The sequence below is a fragment of the Blastomonas natatoria genome, assembly GCF_003201955.1.
In the GTDB taxonomy this organism is placed as follows: Bacteria; Pseudomonadota; Alphaproteobacteria; order Sphingomonadales; family Sphingomonadaceae; genus Blastomonas; species Blastomonas natatoria.
Map to the genome: position 1 here is coordinate 202,483 of NZ_QJJM01000003.1, position 17,212 is coordinate 219,694.

The window sequence follows — 17,212 nt, forward strand, 5'->3', positions numbered from 1 at the left end:
AGGGAACCGAGAAATGGCTGAAACCGAAAAGGAACCGAAAAAGAAGGGCGGCTTGGTCAAGAAGCTGGTCATTCCGCTTGTTGCCGTGATCGTTCTGGGCGGCGGTGGCGCTGCTGCAGGCTTTTTCGCTGCCGGCATGATCGGCGGCGGCGAGCATGAGGACCCCAATGCACCCAAGGTGGTGCTGAAGGACGGGACGACCGTCTCTGCCAAGGCCGCAGGCCTGAAGCAGGTCGCCTCGGGCAGCCATCTGGATGCCAAGTTCAAGGTCACCTATCTGCCGATCGAGGAGCCGTTCACGGCCAATCTGCGCGGTGGCGGCGGCTTTGCCCAGATGTCGCTCGCGGTATCGACCTATTTCGATGAAAAGGTGCCTGCTGCGCTGACCGAGCACAATATCGCGATCCGGTCCGCAATCCTGCTGGCGATCAGCGAATATGATCCGATCCAGCTCGAAACGATCGAGGGCAAGGAACAGCTCAAGGGCCAGCTCAAGAAGGTGATCAACGACGTGCTGGTCGACAAGACCGGATTTGCCGGCGTCGAGGACGTCTATTTCACCAGCTTCGTGGTTCAGTAAGTCAGGGCCGATACGCAGATGAACAACCCTGCCAGTCTTGATGCCGCAGCCGGCACCCTGTCGCAGACCGAGCGCCGCCCGGCCGAGCACAGCTTTGCCAAGGCGGACGCCGACCAGAAGACGGTCGTGCCCGTGCTGCGCCGGGTGGCCCGGGTCATGTGCGCCGGACTGCGCACCGCGCTCGAGCCGATTGCCGGGGTCAAGCTGCGCATCGATGCGCCCGATGCCGAATTCACGCAGTTCGATGTCTGGTGCGATCGCCAGGCCGAGCTGGTCAGCATCAGCCAGTTCCAGCTCGCTCCGATGCAGGGACGCGTGCTGCTGAAGATGGAGCCGGTGTTCGTCTCGGCCATGCTCGATGCGTTCTTCGGCGGTGCCCCGCGCGAGATGGCGGCCCCCAAGAAGGAATTCACCCAGACCGATATCCGCCTGATCGGCCGGATCGCACGGGCCATCGGCGAACGGCTGGGCGCGGCGTGGAACGAGGTCGGCAGCTTTTCCTGCCATGCGGCAGGACATTCGACCACGGTCGATGGCGCCCGTGTCGCTGGCCCGCTGGCCCGCATGGTGGCACAGCGCTTCCGCATCACCCTGCCGGACAATGTCCGCTATGAGCTGGAGCTCGTCTATCCGCTCGATGGCCTGCAGGCCGCCGAGCAATGCCTGACACCTGCCGGTTTCTCGGACGAGTCCCTGCCTGATCCTGCCTGGCGCGACCAGATGAGCCAGGCGCTGGCGCATGTCACGCTGCCCGCGCGCTCGGTGCTGGCGCGCCCCGTGCTCACGCTGCCGCAGCTGGCCGATCTCAAGCCCGGCGACATCATTCCCATTCCACCGGCGCGCAACCTGCCGCTGATCATCGGCGACCGCATCTTCGCGCGCGGCAGCCTGGGTGAACAGAACGGCCTGGCCGCGTTCCGCATCGAAACCATAGAAAGAGGATAAGCCCCATATGAGCGACATGACCGAAGCCCCGATGCTGGGCATGCAGGCCGAAGCCATCGATATGGGCGGCAATGGCTTGCATGAGGCGGCAAATCATTACCGCTTTCTGGCCGACATTCCCGTGCGCCTGTCGGTCGAGGTCGGCAGCGCGTCGCTGCGCCTCGCGGAAATCATGGAGCTGGCCGAGGGATCGGTGGTCGAACTCGACCGCCAGGCCAATGAACTGCTCGACATCAACGTAAATGGCACGCTGGTTGCAAGAGGCGAAGTCGTGACCATTGATGGCCGGTTCGGAATCCGGGTGGCCGAAGTGGTGTCGAAAAACGTCGGCCACGCACGGGTCGAACGGCGCGTCTGACAGGGTCCCTTCTGCCCCTGTCGCCAGCGCCGGATCATCCGGCGGCACGGCACAGGGATTTGGAAGCGGACCGTCATGACCTATTACATCATCAAACTGCTGATCATGCTGCCGATCATGGGCGGCATGATCTATGGCAGCCTCTGGTTGTACCGCAAATATCAGCCCGGCATGATGGCCCGGCTCGACATGGCGGGGCCCCAGCGCGAGCTGAAGGTCACGGAAACGGTCAGCATGGGGGTCTCGGGCAAGCTCGCGGTGGTCGAGTTTGCCGGACAGAAAATCCTGCTTTCGGTAACGCGCGCGCGGATCGACACGATCGCCTGCGCCGATGCCGGGAATGGTTCGGCCAGCGTTACACCTCCCCCGGCGGCGCTGGCCGGACATAATCGCGATCTGCTTGCCGCCCTGCGGGAGCGCGGCGCATGATCGGATTTGTCCGCAAGACAGGCCTGTGTATCGCGCTGGGCCTCACGATTGCGAGCCTTGCCGCGCCCGCCATTGCGCAGCAGGCACCTGCCGCCGCGCAAACCGGCCAGGCGGCGCCGGCTGCCCCGGCCGCGCCAGCGCCCACGGCGACCACGACTCCGCCACCTGCCGAACGCGCCACCGGCTCCGCCACCGGCACGCCCGGTGCGCCCGAAGCGCTCTCCCAGGCGCTCGACGATGTCGCGGGCAACGGCAAGCCGCTGACGCTGTCGCTACAGATCCTCGTCGTCATGGGTCTGCTCACCATCCTGCCGTCGATGGTGCTGATGATGACCAGCTTCACGCGCATCATCATCGTGCTGTCGATCCTGCGCCAGGCACTGGGCCTGCAGCAGACGCCGCCCAACCAGGTGCTGATCGGGCTTGCGCTGTTCCTGTCGATGTTCGTGATGGCCCCCACCTTCACCCAGATCAACGACCGCGCAGTCGCGCCTTATGCTGCCGACACGATCGAGCTGGAAACCGCGATCCAGATCTCGGGCGAGGAGTTTCACAAGTTCATGATCAAGCAGACCCGCCAGACGGACCTGAAGCTGTTCATGGACATGGCCAAGGCCAAGCCGGTCGCTGCACCCAGGGACATTCCGTTCTCGATCCTGCTGCCGGCCTTTGTGACCAGCGAGCTCAAGACCGCGTTCCAGATCGGCTTCATGATCTTCCTGCCGTTCCTGGTGATCGACCTGGTCGTTGCCTCGACGCTGATGGCGCTGGGCATGATGATGCTCTCTCCCACGATCATATCGATGCCGTTCAAGCTGCTGCTGTTCGTGCTGGTCGATGGCTGGGCGCTCACCATGGGCTCGCTCGCCGGATCGTTCGTGAATTAGTTAAACCGGTCCCCGCTCACCCCTCCCGTTTGTCCCGAGCGAAGTCGAGGGACGTGATCGGAAAGGGCGGCACAGACGTCCCTCGACACGCTCGGGACAAACGGGGACCTGATTGGATCGCACGCTGATATGGAACAGACCGACTATTTCATTGGCCTGGCGCAGCAGACGCTATGGATCACGGCCCTGGCCTCGGCCCCGCTGCTGATCCCGGCGTTGCTGGTCGGCGTGCTGCTGGGCATGGTGCAGGCTGCGACCTCGATCAACGAGGCGACCTTGAGCTTCGTGCCCAAGCTGGTCGTGCTCGGCGTGATCCTGGCGCTGTTCGGCGGCTCGATCCTCTATCTGATCGCCGACTTCACCGTGGAAATCTTCAGCCGCATTCCGGACCTGCTGCTGTGATCGCACCGGGCTTTGCCTCTGTCGAAGCGCAATTGTGGATCTGGATCATGGCGATGATCCGGCCCGGCGCAGCGCTGATGGCGGCCCCGGTTTTCGGTGCGACGGCGGTACCGCTGCAGGTGCGCATCATCCTGTCGGCGATGATCGGCATTGCGGCCACCAATTCGGTCCAGATCGATCTGCCGGACAGCACCCTGGTCAGCTATGCCGGCCTGCTCTTCATCATCGGTGAAGTCGTCTGCGGCGTCGCCATCGGCTTTGCGCTGCAGATCGGCTATTCTGCCGCCTTCGTCGCGGGCGAGCTGATCAGCAACGCCATGGGCCTGGGCTTTGCATCGATGGCCGATCCGCAAAGCGGCCAGTCCAGCCCGGTCATCGGCAGCTTCCTTTCCATCATCGCCGTGCTGCTGCTGCTGGCGATGGACGGGCACCTCATGCTGATCGCGATCATCGTGCACAGCTACGAGGCGCTGCCGCCGGGCGCTGCGTGGCTGTCGCCCCGGCTGATCATGGATCTGGTCGAATTCGGCGGCTCGCTGTTCTCGATGGGTCTGGTGATCGCGCTCCCGGTCGGTGCGGCGCTGATCATTGTCCAGTTGGTGATGGCAATGCTCGCGCGCTCCGCGCCTCAGCTCAACCTTTTCTCGGTCGGCATTCCGGTCGCGGTGCTGGCGGGCATCATCCTGCTGGCCATGGCAGCCCCCGTGCTGGCCGATGGCGTGATGCGCGCGATGGAAGCCGGGATCGAACAGTCCGAAATCATGGCGGGGGAGGGCTGACGCTATGGCAGACGGCCCATCCGGTGGTGGCGAAAAAACCGAACTCCCTACCGAAAAGCGGCTCAGGGAGTCGCGGGAGAAAGGGGATGTCCTTCAGTCCAAGGAACTTGGCACCGCGATGATCATCATCGGCGGCACGATGGCCTTCGTGTTGTTCGGCGACATGATGGTGTCCTCGATCGCCGGAATGCTGCGCGCGGCTCTGGTGTTCGACATCTATCAGGCGACCGATTTCAATGTCGGGGAGCGAACGCTGTCACTGCTGATGCCGCTTGCCCTGCCGTTCGGCGGGCTGTTCCTGTTCCTGCTGGTGGCGTGCGTCGCGACACCCGCTTCGCTCGGTTCGCTCGGCTTTCGCTGGAGTGCGGTTGCACCCAAGGCCTCCAAGATGAATCCGGCATCGGGCCTCAAGCGCATGTTCGGCACGCACGGGCTGATCGAGCTGGTCAAGTCGATCGCCAAGGTCGTGCTGATGGGCACGATCGGCGTGGTCATGGTCATGTCGATGCTGCCTGAGATGGCGCAGCTCGGCCATGGCGACGTTCGCCAGGGCATCGCCGCATTCGGCGATCTGTTCTCGATGACCCTGATGGCCATGGCGGGGGCGCTGGGCCTGATCGCGATGATCGATGTTCCGGCCCAGTGGTTCCAGCGCAACCAGAAGCTGATGATGACCAAGCAGGAGGTCAAGGACGAGCACAAGGAGGTCGAAGGCTCGCCCGAGCTCAAGCAGGCCGTGCGCCGGCGCCAGTACGAGATGCTGAACGGCTCCACCCGCAAGGCGGTGGAAGATGCGACCGTGCTGCTGGTCAACCCGACCCATTTCGCCATCGCGCTGCGCTACGACCGCGAGCGCGATCCCGCGCCGGTGGTGCTGGCGCGCGGGCGCGGTGCGATTGCCCAGGCGATGCGCGAACTCGCGATGGAGCGCGGCCTCACCATCCTGCGCTACCCGGAACTGACCCGCGCGATCTACTTCACCTCCAAGCCCGGGGCGATCATCGACGAGCGGCTGTACCTGGCCGCCGCGACGCTGCTCGCCTTCGTTTTCCGCATCAACGAGAAGATGGATGTCGGCTTTGGCCAGCCCGAGCTCGACGTGCCCAAGGACCTGCGATTTGATATGGACGGCAAACCGCAGAAATGATCCCGAAACCTCTTAATGCGGCCACGCACCAGCCGTTAATCCTTTCAGAAGGAACTGGTGATGGTCACGAACAGCGGAATTTCAAATGTCATCAGCGGCTTTACGGGGGTCAACAGCGCCCAGCTGGTGAATGATCTCGTCACGGCACAGCTTCAGCCGAAGCAGTCGGAGGTTCGCAACAAGCAGAACCTGAACCAGGCGCGCATCTCGGCACTGGCTTCGGCCTCGTCGGCGCTCGAAACCTTTTCCACCGCATTGAGCGAAGTGCTCAACGGTCGTCAGCTGACCGGCAATCTCGTTTCGACCCGCGGCGATCTGGTTGCGGCCAGCTTCATTCCGGGGCAGAAGCCGCAGGGCCTGCCGGCGACGGTTCAGGTAACCCAGCTCGCTTCGGCGCAGACCATGGTATCGGCGACCAGCCTGGCCAGCGGTGCGCCGGTGGGCGAGGGATCGCTGACCATCACTACGGCGGCGGGCAGCTTCAACGTCACCATCGATTCCACCAACAACTCGCTGACCGGCCTGCGCGATGCGATCAACGGCACCAACAGCGGCGTCACGGCGAGCATCGTCACCGACAATACCGGCTCGCGGCTGGTGATGCGCGGCGCGGAAGGCGCGGCCAACAGCTTTACCGTCACCGGTTCGGGTGGCTCGGCTGCGCTCGATGCCTTCGCCTTTCCGCCTGTCGGTGGGGCCGGGATGAATTCGGTCACCAGCGCTGCCAACAGCATCGTCCAGGTCAATGGCATCCAGCTGACCAACTCGAGCAACCAGATCGACACCGCCGTTCCCGGCGTACGCATCAACCTCCTGACCGCAGCCCCGGGCACGAATGTCGTCATCAGCGGCGACCAGCCGACCTCCTCGACCAAGGACATCGTCAACGAGTTCATCAAGGCCTATAACGATCTGCGCGGCGCGCTGAACTCCGCAACCGCGCCCGGCGTGGACGGGACCAGCGGCGGGCCGCTGGCGGGTGAACGGGCGGCGCGCGACATGATGCGCGCCATGGCGTCGCTGACCACCAAGCAGCTCTCAGATTCCGGCGATTATCGCTCGCTCGCCGATATCGGCGTGCGGACCAATCGCGACGGCACATTGTCGCTCGACAATGCCCGGTTCGATCGTGCGCTTGCTGCCGATCCCGAAGGCATCGCCCGGATGCTGGAGCCGGCCACCCCGACAGCCGGCAATCCCGGTCTCGCCAAGGCGTTCGAGGACGTCAAGACGAGCCTGAAGGATCCCAATGGCTCGCTGATCGGCGCCCAGAACCGGCTGAACAAGATTGCGACCGATCTCACCAAGCTGATGGAAAAGGTCGAGGAAGACAGCGCCAAATATCGCGAGCAGCTGGAACAGACATTTGCCGCCATGGACCGCCAGCTGACCGTGCTGCGCTCTACCCAGAGCTATATCGAGCAGCAGGTGTCGGTCTGGACCAACAGCGGCGACAATTAAGACAATCAAAACATAGCGAATGACAAGGAAAACCGCATGAGCTTCATCTCTCCGCGTCGCCACATGGGCAGCTATCAGGCCGTCGATACGGTCAGCCGTGTCGAAGGCGCCAGCCCGCACCAGCTGGTCGTCATCCTGTTCGACGAACTGCTGCTGCGCCTCGATGCGGCCATCCGCCATGCCGAGCGCGGCGAGGCGGTACCGATGATCCAGGCCCGCGCCAGGGCATCCGCCATCGTGATGGCGCTGGAAGAGAGCCTCGACTTCGAAAAGGGCGGTGAACTGGCGCTCGCGCTTGCCCGCATCTATCGCGAGGCCAGCCGCCGCATCAACGCGGCCCTGAGCCCCGACAAGGTCGATGTGCTCAAGTCCGCCCGCCAGATGCTCGCCGAAATCGCCGAAGCCTGGAAGCGCATCGCGCCGAAATGAGGCGCGGAAAGGCGGCTCAGGCCGCCGGCCATTCGGACATGATCGTCGCGACATCGAAATAGTCGCGCCAATAGCGGATCAGTCCATTCTCCACCTCGAACACGCCCGCCACCGGCAGCTCGACCCATTTGTCGGCGAGCCGGTGCCGGTCCAGCCGTTCGAGCATCACGATATTGCCATCGACGGCAGATCGCAGCACGCGGAACTCGTTTTCCAGCGTCGGCGAGAAGAAAGGCTCGAGCACCGCCCGGATACCGTCGGGGCCGTGCACCGTTCCGAGCGGCGGCGGATTGGTATATTCGCAAAGCGGCGCCACACATCGCAGCGCAGCATCGTAATCCAGCGGTTCCATGGCCTTGAGAAAGGCCTGAACGACCGAAAACGGGTCGGTGATGGTGGTCATTGCGCGTGCTCCTGTTGCTGATGCCGGTCAGCGTGGAACAGGAGCGATCGCGGCTCAATTACGTCGCAGGTCAAGGCCTGAGAAGATTACCGTGCCGGGTAGCGCAGCCTGCCCAGGAAGCGCGAGAGGCTCAATGTCTCGCCCTTGTTCGTCCACTTTGCCTTGGCCTTCTCGAACTGCATCACATTATCGATGCGGCGCTCCAGAAAGGCATGGGTGTCGGCGAAATCGGGGCTCTCGTCGTCGAGAAACGCCATCAGCGTCGAGCCATAGACGCCCGAGAGGATCATGCGCTTGGTATAATGGTTGTAATCGGTCGCGGCATCGCCGGCGAGCCGCCACATCAGGTCCGCCGTGCGCCACGATATGCGGGCGGTACGGGCGAGATTGGCGGGCAGCGCCATGATCGCGGTCGCGCGGCGCAGCGCCTCGCGCTGGTGCGCCACCGCCTCGAACCGGAAGGCGACGAGCGCGCGAATGCGCTCGCGGATCTTCATCGCGGCGATACGCTCGGGCGGAAACGCCTCGATCATCTGCGCGTCGATATGGCCGATCCAGGCATCGATCATGTCCATCGGGCCCTTGTCGAAGGCCAGCGTCGCGAGGCCCGGCTCCACGCCCTGTGCAGCGGCGGCGGCATCGCGCGCGGCAGGCGTCCAGCCGTCGAATACGGCTTCCTCGGCAATGAACGGCGGCAGGAACTGGCGCACCTCGTCCATGGTCGGATCGGCGGGCAGGGTGTCGAGCTTGGTCGGGCGGTACATGAAGGTGCCTCCTTGGATGTCCTTCAATTAGGAAGCCGGGGGCGAAGCTGCAAGCCGCGCTGCGCGCCGCGCTGCGCACCGCGCCTCGGGCAAGCGGACGAGCACCAGCGCGGCGCCTATCGCGACCATGCCGATGGTATCGGTCAGCGAAAGGGTTTCGCCAAAGGCCTGCCAGCCGATGATCGCGGCGATCGCCGGCTGGCTGAGCAGCGCGATGCCCAGCACCACCGGCGAGAAATGGCTGACCGCATAGACCATCGCCCCCTGGCCCAGAAGCTGGCAGACCAGGGCGAGCAGCAGCACCGGCGTCCAGTCGGTCGGCCAGACCGGTTCGCCCAGCAGCAGGGCGATGGCCAGCATCGGCCCGATGCCGAAAACCGTGGACCAGACCAGCACCGACCAGCTGCCGAGGTCGCTGCGGATACGGCGGATGCTCAGCAGATAGACCACGTAGAGCATTCCGGCGAGCAGGCAGAACAGGTCCCCTATGAGGTTGCGGACATCGAGTTCGTAGGAACTGCCCATCAGCATGGCCGCGCCGACGATCGCGAGCGCGACTGCGGCCAGTTCAGCCCGGTGAGGCCAGGCGCGGCTGATGACGAAGCCGTAGAGCACCATGATGACGCTGCCCATGTTTCCGAACAGCGTCGAATTGGCGAGCTTGGTCCGCTCGATGCCGAAATTCCAGCTGGCAATATCCAGCGCAAAGGCAATGCCGCTCAGCGCCAGCAGCCACCAGATCGCGGAGCGATATCCGGTCAGCGGCTCGCGCTGCTGTACGGCGATGACGAACAGGATCGGCAGCGCCAGCGTCAGCCGCCAGAACCCGGCAGAGACCGGGCCGGTATCGGCCATCCGCACGAACCAGGGGCCGAAGGCAAGCGCCACATTGGCGAAGATCAGCGCAACGACGGCCAATATTCCGCCCCGCTCGGTTGCTTTTGTCATGATCGGCCTTTAGCCATTCGATTAAACGCTGTCGCGGCCCTTCCGCGCCAGTCCGAGACCGGAGAAACGCCGCCCATGCCCACCCTGTTCGATCCTGTCCAGCTTGGCGCGATCGCCTGCCCCAACCGCATCCTGATGGCGCCGCTCACCCGCTGCCGTGCGACCCGGGCGCATGTTCCGGTGCCGCTGATGGGCGAATATTATGCGCAGCGCGCCAGTGCAGGGCTGATCATCTCGGAAGCGACGGGGATCAGCCCCGAAGGGCTGGGTACGCCGTACGCGCCGGGAATCTGGAACGACGAGCAGGTCGAAGGCTGGAAGCCGGTGGTCGAGCGCGTTCACCAGGCAGGCGGCCGGATCATCTGCCAGCTCTGGCATATGGGCCGGCTGGTGCATCCCGATTTCAACGGTGGCAAGCCCCCGGTCTCCGCCTCGGCGACCCGGTTCGACTATCACGCGCATACCTATGAAGGGACCAAGCCCTATGAGACCGCGCGTCCGCTGGAGGTCGCAGAAATTCCGCGCATCCTGGACGATTATGCGCGTGCGACCGAGAACGCGAAACGCGCCGGGTTTGACGGCGTGCAGATCCACGCCGCCAATGGATATCTGATCGACCAGTTTCTGCGTTCCTCGTCCAACCTGCGCGACGACGATTATGGCGGCGGCATCGAGAACCGCATCCGCCTGCTGGGCGAAGTGGCGCAGCACCTGGTCGGGGTGTGGAGCCACGACCATGTCTCTGTCCGCCTGTCGCCCAATGGCGAGACTCAGGGCGTGAACGACGCGACTCCCGAAGACACTTTTACTGCAGCGGCGGCGCTGCTCGACAGGATCGGCATCGCCTTTCTCGAACTGCGCGAGCCGCCGATGGACGGCACCTTCGGCGCGAGCGATGTGCCGCCGGTCAGCCCGCATATCCGCAAGGTGTTCGCTGGGCCTCTGGTGCTCAACAGCGATTACGATCACGACAAGGCGGTCGCGGCGATGGCGGGCGGCATTCCCGATGCGATCAGCTTCGGCCGCACCTTCCTTGCAAATCCCGATCTGCCCGCGCGCCTCGCGGTCAACGCGCCGCTCAACCCGGACAATCCCGCGCGCTGGTACGGCAGCTCGCCCGAGGGCTATACCGACTATCCGACAATGGAAGAGCAGGGACTGGCCGCCGAGGCTGCTGCCGCGTCATGATCGCCAGCGGCCAGCCCTGGCTGATCAGTGCGGTGCTGGTCGGCACGGCACTCGTCCTGCTGCTGGCCGAAGCTATCTTTCCACGCCGTCATCGCAGCCTGCCCGTGGTGCGGCGCTGGCCTGCGCATCTGGGGTTCGTGCTGGTCAACATGCCGGTCGAGCGCGGGGTGCAGGCGCTCGTGTTCATCGCGCTGTTCGGCGCGGTAACGGGCTACGCGCCGCAGCCCGATTTCGGGCTGCTGCCGCTGACCGGGCTGCCCGGCTGGGCCCAGGGGGTGCTGGCGATCCTGCTGCTCGACCTGGCCGTCTGGGCGCAGCACTGGGCGACCCACCGCGTTCCGCTGCTCTGGCGGCTGCACCGGGTGCACCATGCCGATCGCGATCTCGACATGTCGACCGCCTTGCGCTTTCATCCGATTGAAATCGGCCTGTCGATGCTGTTCAAGATGGGCGTCGCGCTCGCGCTCGGTGCGCCGCTCTGGGCCCTGGTCGTGTTCGAACTGCTGCTGGCGGTGCTGCCGATGTTCAACCACGCCAATCTGGCGCTGCCGCTCTGGCTCGACAGCGTGCTGCGATCGGTCATCGTCACGCCGGACATGCACCGGGTGCACCACAGCACCCGGCGGATCGAGCATGACAGCAATTACGGCTTCTGCCTGTCGATCTGGGACCGGCTTTTCGGCACCTATCGCGCTCGGCCCAGCGGCGGGCATGACGCAATGACCATCGGGCTCGCCGATTATCCGGGGCAGGAGACCACGCGCTTTGGCTGGTCGATGCGCCTGCCGTTTCGGTAAGAGCGTTGCAAAATATTGAAATGAAACATGAAAGGCCCATGTCAGCGGCATGATGATCCGTGTCATGCGGAAAAGGGGAGCCTGAATTTCATGCCTTTGCCGAGCAACGTCACAGCCGAGCGCCGGACCTTCGTCACGTATCTCGAATGCTCGATGACCAGTGAGCGCTACGAGGCTGACAAGGCGCATGGCCTCTCGCGCGTCGGCCGCCCCCTGCTGGTGCGCTACGACCTGCCGGCGATCGCTGCACACCTGGACCGCGACGAACTGGAGCGGCGCGATACCGATCTGTGGCGCTGGCGCGAGCTGTTGCCGGTGCGCGACGCACGAAATATCGTCAGCCTGGGCGAGATCGAGACGCCGCTGATTCCGCTGCCCAAGTCGGGCGGGGCGAGCGTGCTGGTCAAGGACGAGGGCAGGCTGCCCACCGGATCGTTCAAGGCACGCGGGCTCGTCATGGCGGTGTCGATGGCCAAGGCACTGGGCGTCACACGGATCGCCATGCCGACCAACGGCAATGCGGGGGCCGCGCTTGCCGCCTATGCAACGCGTTGCGGTATCGAGACGGTGGTCTTCTGCCCCGACGACACGCCCGAGATCAATGTGCGCGAGATCGCGCTGCAGGGTGCGCGCGTCTGGCGGGTCAACGGCCTGATCGACGATTGCGGTGCGATCGTCGCCGAGGGTGCGAAGCAAGGCCGCTGGTACGATGTCTCGACGCTGAAGGAGCCTTACCGGATCGAGGGCAAGAAGACGATGGGGCTGGAACTCGCCGCGCAATTCGGCTGGAGCCTGCCGGATGCGATTTTTTATCCCACCGGCGGCGGCACGGGCATGATCGGAATGTGGAAGGCGTTCGACGAGCTCGAAGCTCTGGGCTGGATCGGCCCTGAGCGCCCGAAGATGTTCGCGGTCCAGGCATCGGGCTGCGCGCCGATCGTCAAGGCATTCGACGACGGGGTCGAGCATGCCGAGCGCTGGGAGAATGCCGAAACGGTCGCCGCGGGAATTCGCGTGCCGCGCGCGGTCGGCGATTTCCTGATCCTGCGCGCCGTGCGTGAAAGCGGCGGCAAGGCACTGGCGGTGGACGACCAGGCGATCGAACGCGCGGTGGTGCAGGCGGCCAAGCAGGACGGGCTGTTGCTTTGCCCCGAAGGCGGCGCGACGCTGGCGGCCTATCACGACGCGCTTGCCGCCGGATTGGTAAGCAAGGGCGACCGGGTGGTGCTGTTCAACTGCGCGACGGGTCTCAAATACCCGATGCCGGACGATTCGCGCACGCTGGACCGCCACGCGCGAATCGATTTCGACGCGCTCTAGGTTTCTCCCATTCCCGTCATTCCCGCGAACGCGGGAATCCCGCTTGTCCTGCAACCGTTGCGCGGGAGCGGGACCCCCGCCTTCGGGGGGGTGACGGTCATGGATTGCCTTAAAATCGTTATAGCGGGAACGCCTGGCGGATCGCCAGAAGTCGCCGCAGCGCACGGCCGAGCGGCAGTTCCTCCGACATGCCCATGCCGCCGTGCAGCTGGATCGCCTGCTTGCCGACCTCGACCCCATCTTCGCTGACCGCGCGATAGGCGGCGCGTGCGGCGCGGGTCATTTCGGCGGCATCGCCAGCGGCATCGTGCGTGACCGCCTCATAGACCAGCGAACGCGCCTGATCGAAGGCAACCTGCATGTCGACCATGCGGTGCTGCAGCACCTGGAACGAGGCGAGCGGCACGCCGAACTGCTTGCGGTCCATGGTATAGGCCTGGGTGGCGAGGCACACGCGGCGCATGATGCCGGTGCCTTCCGCCGCGAGCAGCAGCCGCGCCTTGTCGATCACCTTTTCGAGCGCCTCGGCCGCCGCGCCCGGGCCGAGCAGCAATGCGTCAGCACCCAGCGTCGCGCCGTCGAGCTTCACATCGGCGACCCAATGGTCGTCGCGCAAGCGATAGGGGGTGACGGTGACGCCCGCGCCATCGGCAGGAACGAGGAACAGGCCGAGGCCCGCCGAGCCGCTGCCCGGCTCGCCCTCGATCCGCGCGAGCACGATGATCGTTTCGGCCGCCGCCGCACCATGGGCGAGCGACTTGTGGCCGCTGAGCGTCCAGCCGTCGGCGCTCTTCGTGGCCTTGGCTTCGCAATACCAGATGTCGTGCCGCGCGCGCGGTTCGTGGAGTGCCACGCCCACCGGCGCGCCGCCCGAGACGATGCCCTCGATCAGGTCGCTGCGGCTCTGCGATTCCGGCGACGCGGCGATCAGGCCGCCAGCAAGGATGGTGCTGGCGAGCACGGGTTCGACCACCAGGCCTTCGCCCAGCACTTCGAACAGGCTGACGCAATCGCCCAGGCCCGACTGGCCCTCGGCCTGCAGGCCGCCATCGGCTTCGGCAAAGGGCAGCATCAGCCATCCGGCCTCGGCCATCTCGGCCCAGAGCGCGGTGTTGAGCGGAGCTTCGCCCATCTGGCCTAGTTTATCATCGGCATAATGTTTCTGGGTGAAGCGGCGGGCGCTGTCGATCAGCAACTGCTGGTCATCATTGGGTGCGAACATGGATGTGAAATCCTGAATATCCGCCTGGCGCGGATCGGGTGATCCGCGCCAGGTCTGATGCGCACGTCCCTCGACTTCGCTCGGGACAAACGGATGGTGGGACTGGTCGTCAGATCCCTGCGGCCATCATCTTGGCGAGAATGTTCTTCTGCACCTCGTTGGTGCCGCCATAGATCGATTGCGCCCGGCCGAAGAGGAAGACCGACATCGCGTGCTCGCCTTCCTGGCCATAGGGATGGACCGGATCGTTCGCCGGACGCGGCAGCGCGGCAGGGCCCGCGATATCCAGCGCCAGTTCGGACACGTCCTGAGACAGCTCGGTGCCGAGCAGCTTCAGTGGCGCGACCAGCCGCATCGCCTCGGCCGACTGGCTCGGTGCCTCGAGCGCACGCGCCTCGAGTGCGGCCAGCTTGGCGAGCCGCTGTTCGAGCGAATCGAGCCGCTGCGCGATCACCGGATCGTTGATCGGCGGGTTGATGAAATGCTCGACCGAGCTTGCCCATTCGCGCAGGCGGATCAGGTCGCCGGTGGTGCGGGCGACACCCGCGATCCCGGCGCGCTCGTTGCCGAGCAGGAACTTGGCATAGGTCCAGCCGTCATTCTCGTTGCCGACCAGGTTCTTCACCGGTACGCGTACATCGGTGAAGAACACCTCGTTGAGGTGATGCATGCCGTCGATGGTGCGGATCGGCCGCACCTCGATGCCCGGCGTGTTCATGTCGATCAGCAGGAACGAGATGCCGTTCTGCTGCTTCACCTCGGTATTGGTGCGCACCAGGCAGAAAATCCAGTCGGCCCAGTGGCCCTGGGTGGTCCAGGTCTTCTGGCCGTTGACCACATAATGGTCGCCATCGCGCACCGCGCGCGTCTTCAGGCTGGCAAGGTCCGATCCCGCGCCGGGCTCCGAATAGCCCTGGCACCAGAAGCGCGTGCCGTTGATGATGTGCGGCAGATGCTCGGCCTTCTGCTCTTCGGTGCCGAAGGTGTAGATGACCGGGCCGACCATGGTCAGGCCGAACGGGCTGTACGAAGGCGCACCCGCCTTGGTCGATTCATCGGCGAAGATGCGCTTCTTGGCGAGCGACCATTCGCAGCCGCCATATTGCTTGGGCCAGCCGGGTGCGCCCCAGCCGCGCTTGGCACGAACGCCCTGCCACCAGGCGGTCAGTTCCTTGCTGCTATTGGCAAAGCCGTCTGCGGCAAAGCGCTTTTCGGGCGGCAGCTCGGCATCGAGAAATGCGCGAACCTCGGCGCGGAAGCTCTCCAGGTCTTCGTCTTCGGTCATGATCCTCACCTTGTCCTGAACGGTTGATTTGACGCTAATCTGCACCGCCACCACCCAAATGCAAGGCGCGATCGCCAAGAAACTGACGCATTGCCGCGATAGCATGATAGGCTAGCCAATGCGGCACCGGAGATGACGCTACGGCGCACTAAGGTCGGGCAGAAGGGAACAGGAACATGGGAAATTCGGCGCCGAACGCGCAGCCGGTCGACAGCAGCGATCCCTATGCGCGGCTGGAACAGACCTTCCCGGTGCTGAGCGAGGACATGGCGGGACGAATCGCGCGGTTCGGCCATTGCGAGACGCTGGCCGACGGCGATCATGTCTTCCACCGCGGCGAGCGCGGAGTCGATTTCTTCCTCGTGCAGACCGGCGAGATCGAGATCATTGACCATGGCGATCATGGCGAGGAGGGCATCGTCCACCGCCATTGCGCACGGCAGTTCACGGGCGAGCTCGACCTGTTCAACGATCGCAAGATCCTGGTCAGCGGGCGCGCGGTGGGGCCGACCGAGGTGATCCGCGTGCCCCGCGCCGATTTCCGGCGGCTGATCGTCGCCGAGCCCGATATCGGCGAGATCATCATGCGCGCGTTCATCCTGCGCCGCGTTGCACTGATGCAGCATCAGCAGGGCGCGGTGACTCTGGTCGGTCCGGCGCGCAGCGCGGATACGGTGCGGATCAACGCCTTTCTGACGCGCAACGGCTATCCGCACCGCACGATCGACTCTTCGAGCGATCCCGATGCGGCGGCGTTCCTCGAAGGCTTCGGCCTCGGCGCTGCCGACCTGCCGGTGGTGATTTCCGAAGAGCAGATCCTGCGCAATCCGAGCACGCACGATCTGGCCGATGCGCTGGGCGTCGCGGTGGCAATCGACCAGCAGCGGCTGCACGATCTGATCGTGGTGGGGGCGGGGCCGGCGGGCCTCGCCGCAGCCGTCTATGCCGCGTCCGAGGGGCTCGACACGCTGATCATCGAATCGACCGCGCCAGGCGGTCAGGCAGGGACGAGCAGCAAGATCGAGAATTATCTGGGCTTTCCCACCGGCATATCTGGCCAGGCGCTGGCCGGGCGGGCGCAGGTCCAGGCGCAGAAATTCGGCGCGCGGCTTGCGGTCTCGCGCGCTGCGACCGGGCTGGATTGCAGCGGCGGCCATTTCCGGCTGCAGCTCGAGGACGGCACGGTGGCCGAGGCGCGCGCGGTGGTGGCGGCAACCGGTGCGCGCTATCGCAAGCTCGACCTGCCCGATTATGCCCGGTTCGAGGGCGCGGGCATCTATTATGCCGCGACCGCGATGGAGGCGCAGCTGTGCGCGAACCGAGCCGTCGTGGTGGTCGGTGGCGGCAATTCGGCAGGCCAGGCCGCAGTCTATATGTCGCGCTTTGCCGCGCATGTGCACATCCTGGTGCGCAGCGAGGGGCTGGCTGCGACCATGTCGAGCTATCTGATCGACCGGATCGTGGCCTCGAACGCGATCACGCTGCACCCGTTCAGCGAGGTCTGCGCGCTGTCGGGCGACACGCATCTGGAAGAGCTCGTCTGGCGCGACCGGCGCAGCGGCGAGGAGACCCGGATCGAGGCAGGCGCGCTGTTCGTGATGATCGGCGCGCAGCCCTGCTCGGACTGGCTGCAAGGCTGTGCGACGCTCGACGATGCCGGGTTCATCGTCACCGGCGATGGCTGTTCGCCGTTCGAGACCAGCCGGCCCGGCCTGTTCGCGGTCGGCGATGTCCGCTCGGGTTCCGTCAAGCGCGTCGCCTCGGGCGTCGGCGAGGGTTCGGTGGTCATCCAGGCGGTCCATCGCTTCATCGAACGGCAAAAGACCGACGCGATGGGGTGCGGAAACAATTAATTCCTCCCCGAGACA

19 protein-coding genes are annotated in these 17,212 nt (G+C 65.1%); 14 read left to right on the forward strand and 5 right to left on the reverse strand.

Going from position 1 to position 17,212, the window contains the following annotated elements; translation table 11 throughout:
* The first annotated feature begins 13 nt into the window (after positions 1–13).
* From C7451_RS05170 to C7451_RS05215, 10 genes are all read left to right on the forward strand, one after another.
* Entirely contained in the window at positions 14–580 is a 567-nt protein-coding gene (locus C7451_RS05170) for a flagellar basal body-associated FliL family protein (RefSeq protein ID WP_110297888.1), read from the forward strand.
* 18 nt (positions 581–598) lie between these two features.
* Positions 599–1,525 (forward strand): FliM/FliN family flagellar motor switch protein, encoded by a 927-nt coding sequence (locus C7451_RS05175; RefSeq protein WP_110297889.1) that lies wholly within the window; start codon positions 599–601, stop codon positions 1,523–1,525.
* A gap of 7 nt (positions 1,526–1,532) precedes the next feature.
* Positions 1,533–1,883 (forward strand): flagellar motor switch protein FliN, encoded by a 351-nt coding sequence (gene fliN / locus C7451_RS05180; protein ID WP_110297890.1) that lies wholly within the window; start codon positions 1,533–1,535, stop codon positions 1,881–1,883.
* Positions 1,884–1,958: 75 nt separating this feature from the next.
* Positions 1,959–2,312, forward strand: coding sequence for a flagellar biosynthetic protein FliO (locus C7451_RS05185; RefSeq protein WP_110297891.1), 354 nt, complete (start codon positions 1,959–1,961; stop codon positions 2,310–2,312).
* Positions 2,309–3,199, forward strand: a complete 891-nt coding sequence (gene fliP / locus C7451_RS05190) for a flagellar type III secretion system pore protein FliP (protein ID WP_244181614.1) — start codon at positions 2,309–2,311, stop codon at positions 3,197–3,199. Before C7451_RS05185 ends, fliP begins: the two co-directional genes overlap by 4 nt.
* A 129-nt stretch (positions 3,200–3,328) precedes the next feature.
* Positions 3,329–3,601, forward strand: a complete 273-nt coding sequence (locus tag C7451_RS05195) for a flagellar biosynthetic protein FliQ (protein WP_110297892.1) — start codon at positions 3,329–3,331, stop codon at positions 3,599–3,601.
* Positions 3,598–4,380, forward strand: coding sequence for a flagellar biosynthetic protein FliR (gene fliR, locus C7451_RS05200; protein ID WP_110297893.1), 783 nt, complete (start codon positions 3,598–3,600; stop codon positions 4,378–4,380). The genes C7451_RS05195 and fliR overlap by 4 nt, the downstream gene beginning before the upstream one ends.
* A gap of 4 nt (positions 4,381–4,384) precedes the next feature.
* Positions 4,385–5,527 (forward strand): EscU/YscU/HrcU family type III secretion system export apparatus switch protein, encoded by a 1,143-nt coding sequence (locus tag C7451_RS05205; protein WP_110297894.1) that lies wholly within the window; start codon positions 4,385–4,387, stop codon positions 5,525–5,527.
* Positions 5,528–5,587: 60 nt separating this feature from the next.
* Positions 5,588–6,988 carry a flagellar filament capping protein FliD gene (fliD, locus tag C7451_RS05210; RefSeq protein ID WP_110297895.1) on the forward strand — a complete coding sequence of 467 codons (1,401 nt, stop codon included), beginning with the start codon at positions 5,588–5,590 and terminating at the stop codon, positions 6,986–6,988.
* A 36-nt stretch (positions 6,989–7,024) separates the two neighbouring features.
* Entirely contained in the window at positions 7,025–7,417 is a 393-nt protein-coding gene (locus tag C7451_RS05215; protein ID WP_110297896.1) for a flagellar export chaperone FliS, read from the forward strand.
* Positions 7,418–7,433: 16 nt separating this feature from the next.
* On the opposite strand, the gene C7451_RS05220 is transcribed toward C7451_RS05215, so the two are convergent.
* From C7451_RS05220 to C7451_RS05230, 3 genes are all read right to left on the reverse strand, one after another.
* Positions 7,434–7,820 carry a limonene-1,2-epoxide hydrolase family protein gene (locus C7451_RS05220; protein WP_110297897.1) on the reverse strand — a complete coding sequence of 129 codons (387 nt, stop codon included), beginning with the start codon at positions 7,818–7,820 and terminating at the stop codon, positions 7,434–7,436.
* An 86-nt stretch (positions 7,821–7,906) separates the two neighbouring features.
* Positions 7,907–8,584, reverse strand: coding sequence for a COQ9 family protein (locus tag C7451_RS05225; RefSeq protein ID WP_110298011.1), 678 nt, complete (start codon positions 8,582–8,584; stop codon positions 7,907–7,909).
* 27 nt (positions 8,585–8,611) lie between these two features.
* Entirely contained in the window at positions 8,612–9,532 is a 921-nt protein-coding gene (locus C7451_RS05230) for a DMT family transporter (RefSeq protein ID WP_110297898.1), read from the reverse strand.
* A 75-nt stretch (positions 9,533–9,607) separates the two neighbouring features.
* Between C7451_RS05230 and C7451_RS05235 the strand changes: the two genes are divergently transcribed.
* The 3 genes from C7451_RS05235 (at position 9,608) to C7451_RS05245 (ending at position 12,837) form a co-directional block, all read left to right on the forward strand.
* A complete protein-coding gene (locus C7451_RS05235; protein WP_110297899.1) occupies positions 9,608–10,720 on the forward strand; it encodes an alkene reductase in 1,113 nt (370 codons plus the stop codon).
* Positions 10,717–11,517, forward strand: coding sequence for a sterol desaturase family protein (locus C7451_RS05240; protein WP_110297900.1), 801 nt, complete (start codon positions 10,717–10,719; stop codon positions 11,515–11,517). The genes C7451_RS05235 and C7451_RS05240 overlap by 4 nt, the downstream gene beginning before the upstream one ends.
* A gap of 90 nt (positions 11,518–11,607) precedes the next feature.
* Complete coding sequence (locus C7451_RS05245; RefSeq protein ID WP_110297901.1) at positions 11,608–12,837, forward strand: threonine synthase; 1,230 nt, start codon at positions 11,608–11,610, stop codon at positions 12,835–12,837.
* 118 nt (positions 12,838–12,955) lie between these two features.
* Here C7451_RS05245 and C7451_RS05250 read toward each other — a convergent pair whose 3' ends face one another.
* Positions 12,956–14,059 (reverse strand): acyl-CoA dehydrogenase family protein, encoded by a 1,104-nt coding sequence (locus C7451_RS05250; protein ID WP_110297902.1) that lies wholly within the window; start codon positions 14,057–14,059, stop codon positions 12,956–12,958.
* 109 nt (positions 14,060–14,168) lie between these two features.
* Entirely contained in the window at positions 14,169–15,344 is a 1,176-nt protein-coding gene (locus C7451_RS05255; protein ID WP_110298012.1) for an acyl-CoA dehydrogenase family protein, read from the reverse strand.
* Positions 15,345–15,520: 176 nt separating this feature from the next.
* Between C7451_RS05255 and C7451_RS05260 the strand changes: the two genes are divergently transcribed.
* Entirely contained in the window at positions 15,521–17,197 is a 1,677-nt protein-coding gene (locus C7451_RS05260) for an FAD-dependent oxidoreductase (RefSeq protein WP_110297903.1), read from the forward strand.
* The last annotated feature ends 15 nt before the right edge of the window (positions 17,198–17,212 follow it).

Bases quoted from the DNA above. Each gene is read 5' to 3' on its own strand.
- C7451_RS05170 (WP_110297888.1), top strand. From the start codon at position 14: ATGGCTGAAACCGAAAAGGAACCGAAAAAGAAGGGCGGCTTGGTCAAG.
- C7451_RS05175 (WP_110297889.1), top strand. From the start codon at position 599: ATGAACAACCCTGCCAGTCTTGATGCCGCAGCCGGCACCCTGTCGCAG.
- fliN (WP_110297890.1), top strand. From the start codon at position 1,533: ATGAGCGACATGACCGAAGCCCCGATGCTGGGCATGCAGGCCGAAGCC.
- C7451_RS05185 (WP_110297891.1), top strand. From the start codon at position 1,959: ATGACCTATTACATCATCAAACTGCTGATCATGCTGCCGATCATGGGC.
- fliP (WP_244181614.1), top strand. From the start codon at position 2,309: ATGATCGGATTTGTCCGCAAGACAGGCCTGTGTATCGCGCTGGGCCTC.
- C7451_RS05195 (WP_110297892.1), top strand. From the start codon at position 3,329: ATGGAACAGACCGACTATTTCATTGGCCTGGCGCAGCAGACGCTATGG.
- C7451_RS05205 (WP_110297894.1), top strand. From the start codon at position 4,385: ATGGCAGACGGCCCATCCGGTGGTGGCGAAAAAACCGAACTCCCTACC.
- fliD (WP_110297895.1), top strand. From the start codon at position 5,588: ATGGTCACGAACAGCGGAATTTCAAATGTCATCAGCGGCTTTACGGGG.
- C7451_RS05215 (WP_110297896.1), top strand. From the start codon at position 7,025: ATGAGCTTCATCTCTCCGCGTCGCCACATGGGCAGCTATCAGGCCGTC.
- C7451_RS05220 (WP_110297897.1), bottom strand. From the start codon at position 7,820: ATGACCACCATCACCGACCCGTTTTCGGTCGTTCAGGCCTTTCTCAAG.
- C7451_RS05225 (WP_110298011.1), bottom strand. From the start codon at position 8,584: ATGTACCGCCCGACCAAGCTCGACACCCTGCCCGCCGATCCGACCATG.
- C7451_RS05230 (WP_110297898.1), bottom strand. From the start codon at position 9,532: ATGACAAAAGCAACCGAGCGGGGCGGAATATTGGCCGTCGTTGCGCTG.
- C7451_RS05235 (WP_110297899.1), top strand. From the start codon at position 9,608: ATGCCCACCCTGTTCGATCCTGTCCAGCTTGGCGCGATCGCCTGCCCC.
- C7451_RS05240 (WP_110297900.1), top strand. From the start codon at position 10,717: ATGATCGCCAGCGGCCAGCCCTGGCTGATCAGTGCGGTGCTGGTCGGC.
- C7451_RS05245 (WP_110297901.1), top strand. From the start codon at position 11,608: ATGCCTTTGCCGAGCAACGTCACAGCCGAGCGCCGGACCTTCGTCACG.
- C7451_RS05250 (WP_110297902.1), bottom strand. From the start codon at position 14,059: ATGTTCGCACCCAATGATGACCAGCAGTTGCTGATCGACAGCGCCCGC.
- C7451_RS05255 (WP_110298012.1), bottom strand. From the start codon at position 15,344: ATGACCGAAGACGAAGACCTGGAGAGCTTCCGCGCCGAGGTTCGCGCA.
- C7451_RS05260 (WP_110297903.1), top strand. From the start codon at position 15,521: ATGGGAAATTCGGCGCCGAACGCGCAGCCGGTCGACAGCAGCGATCCC.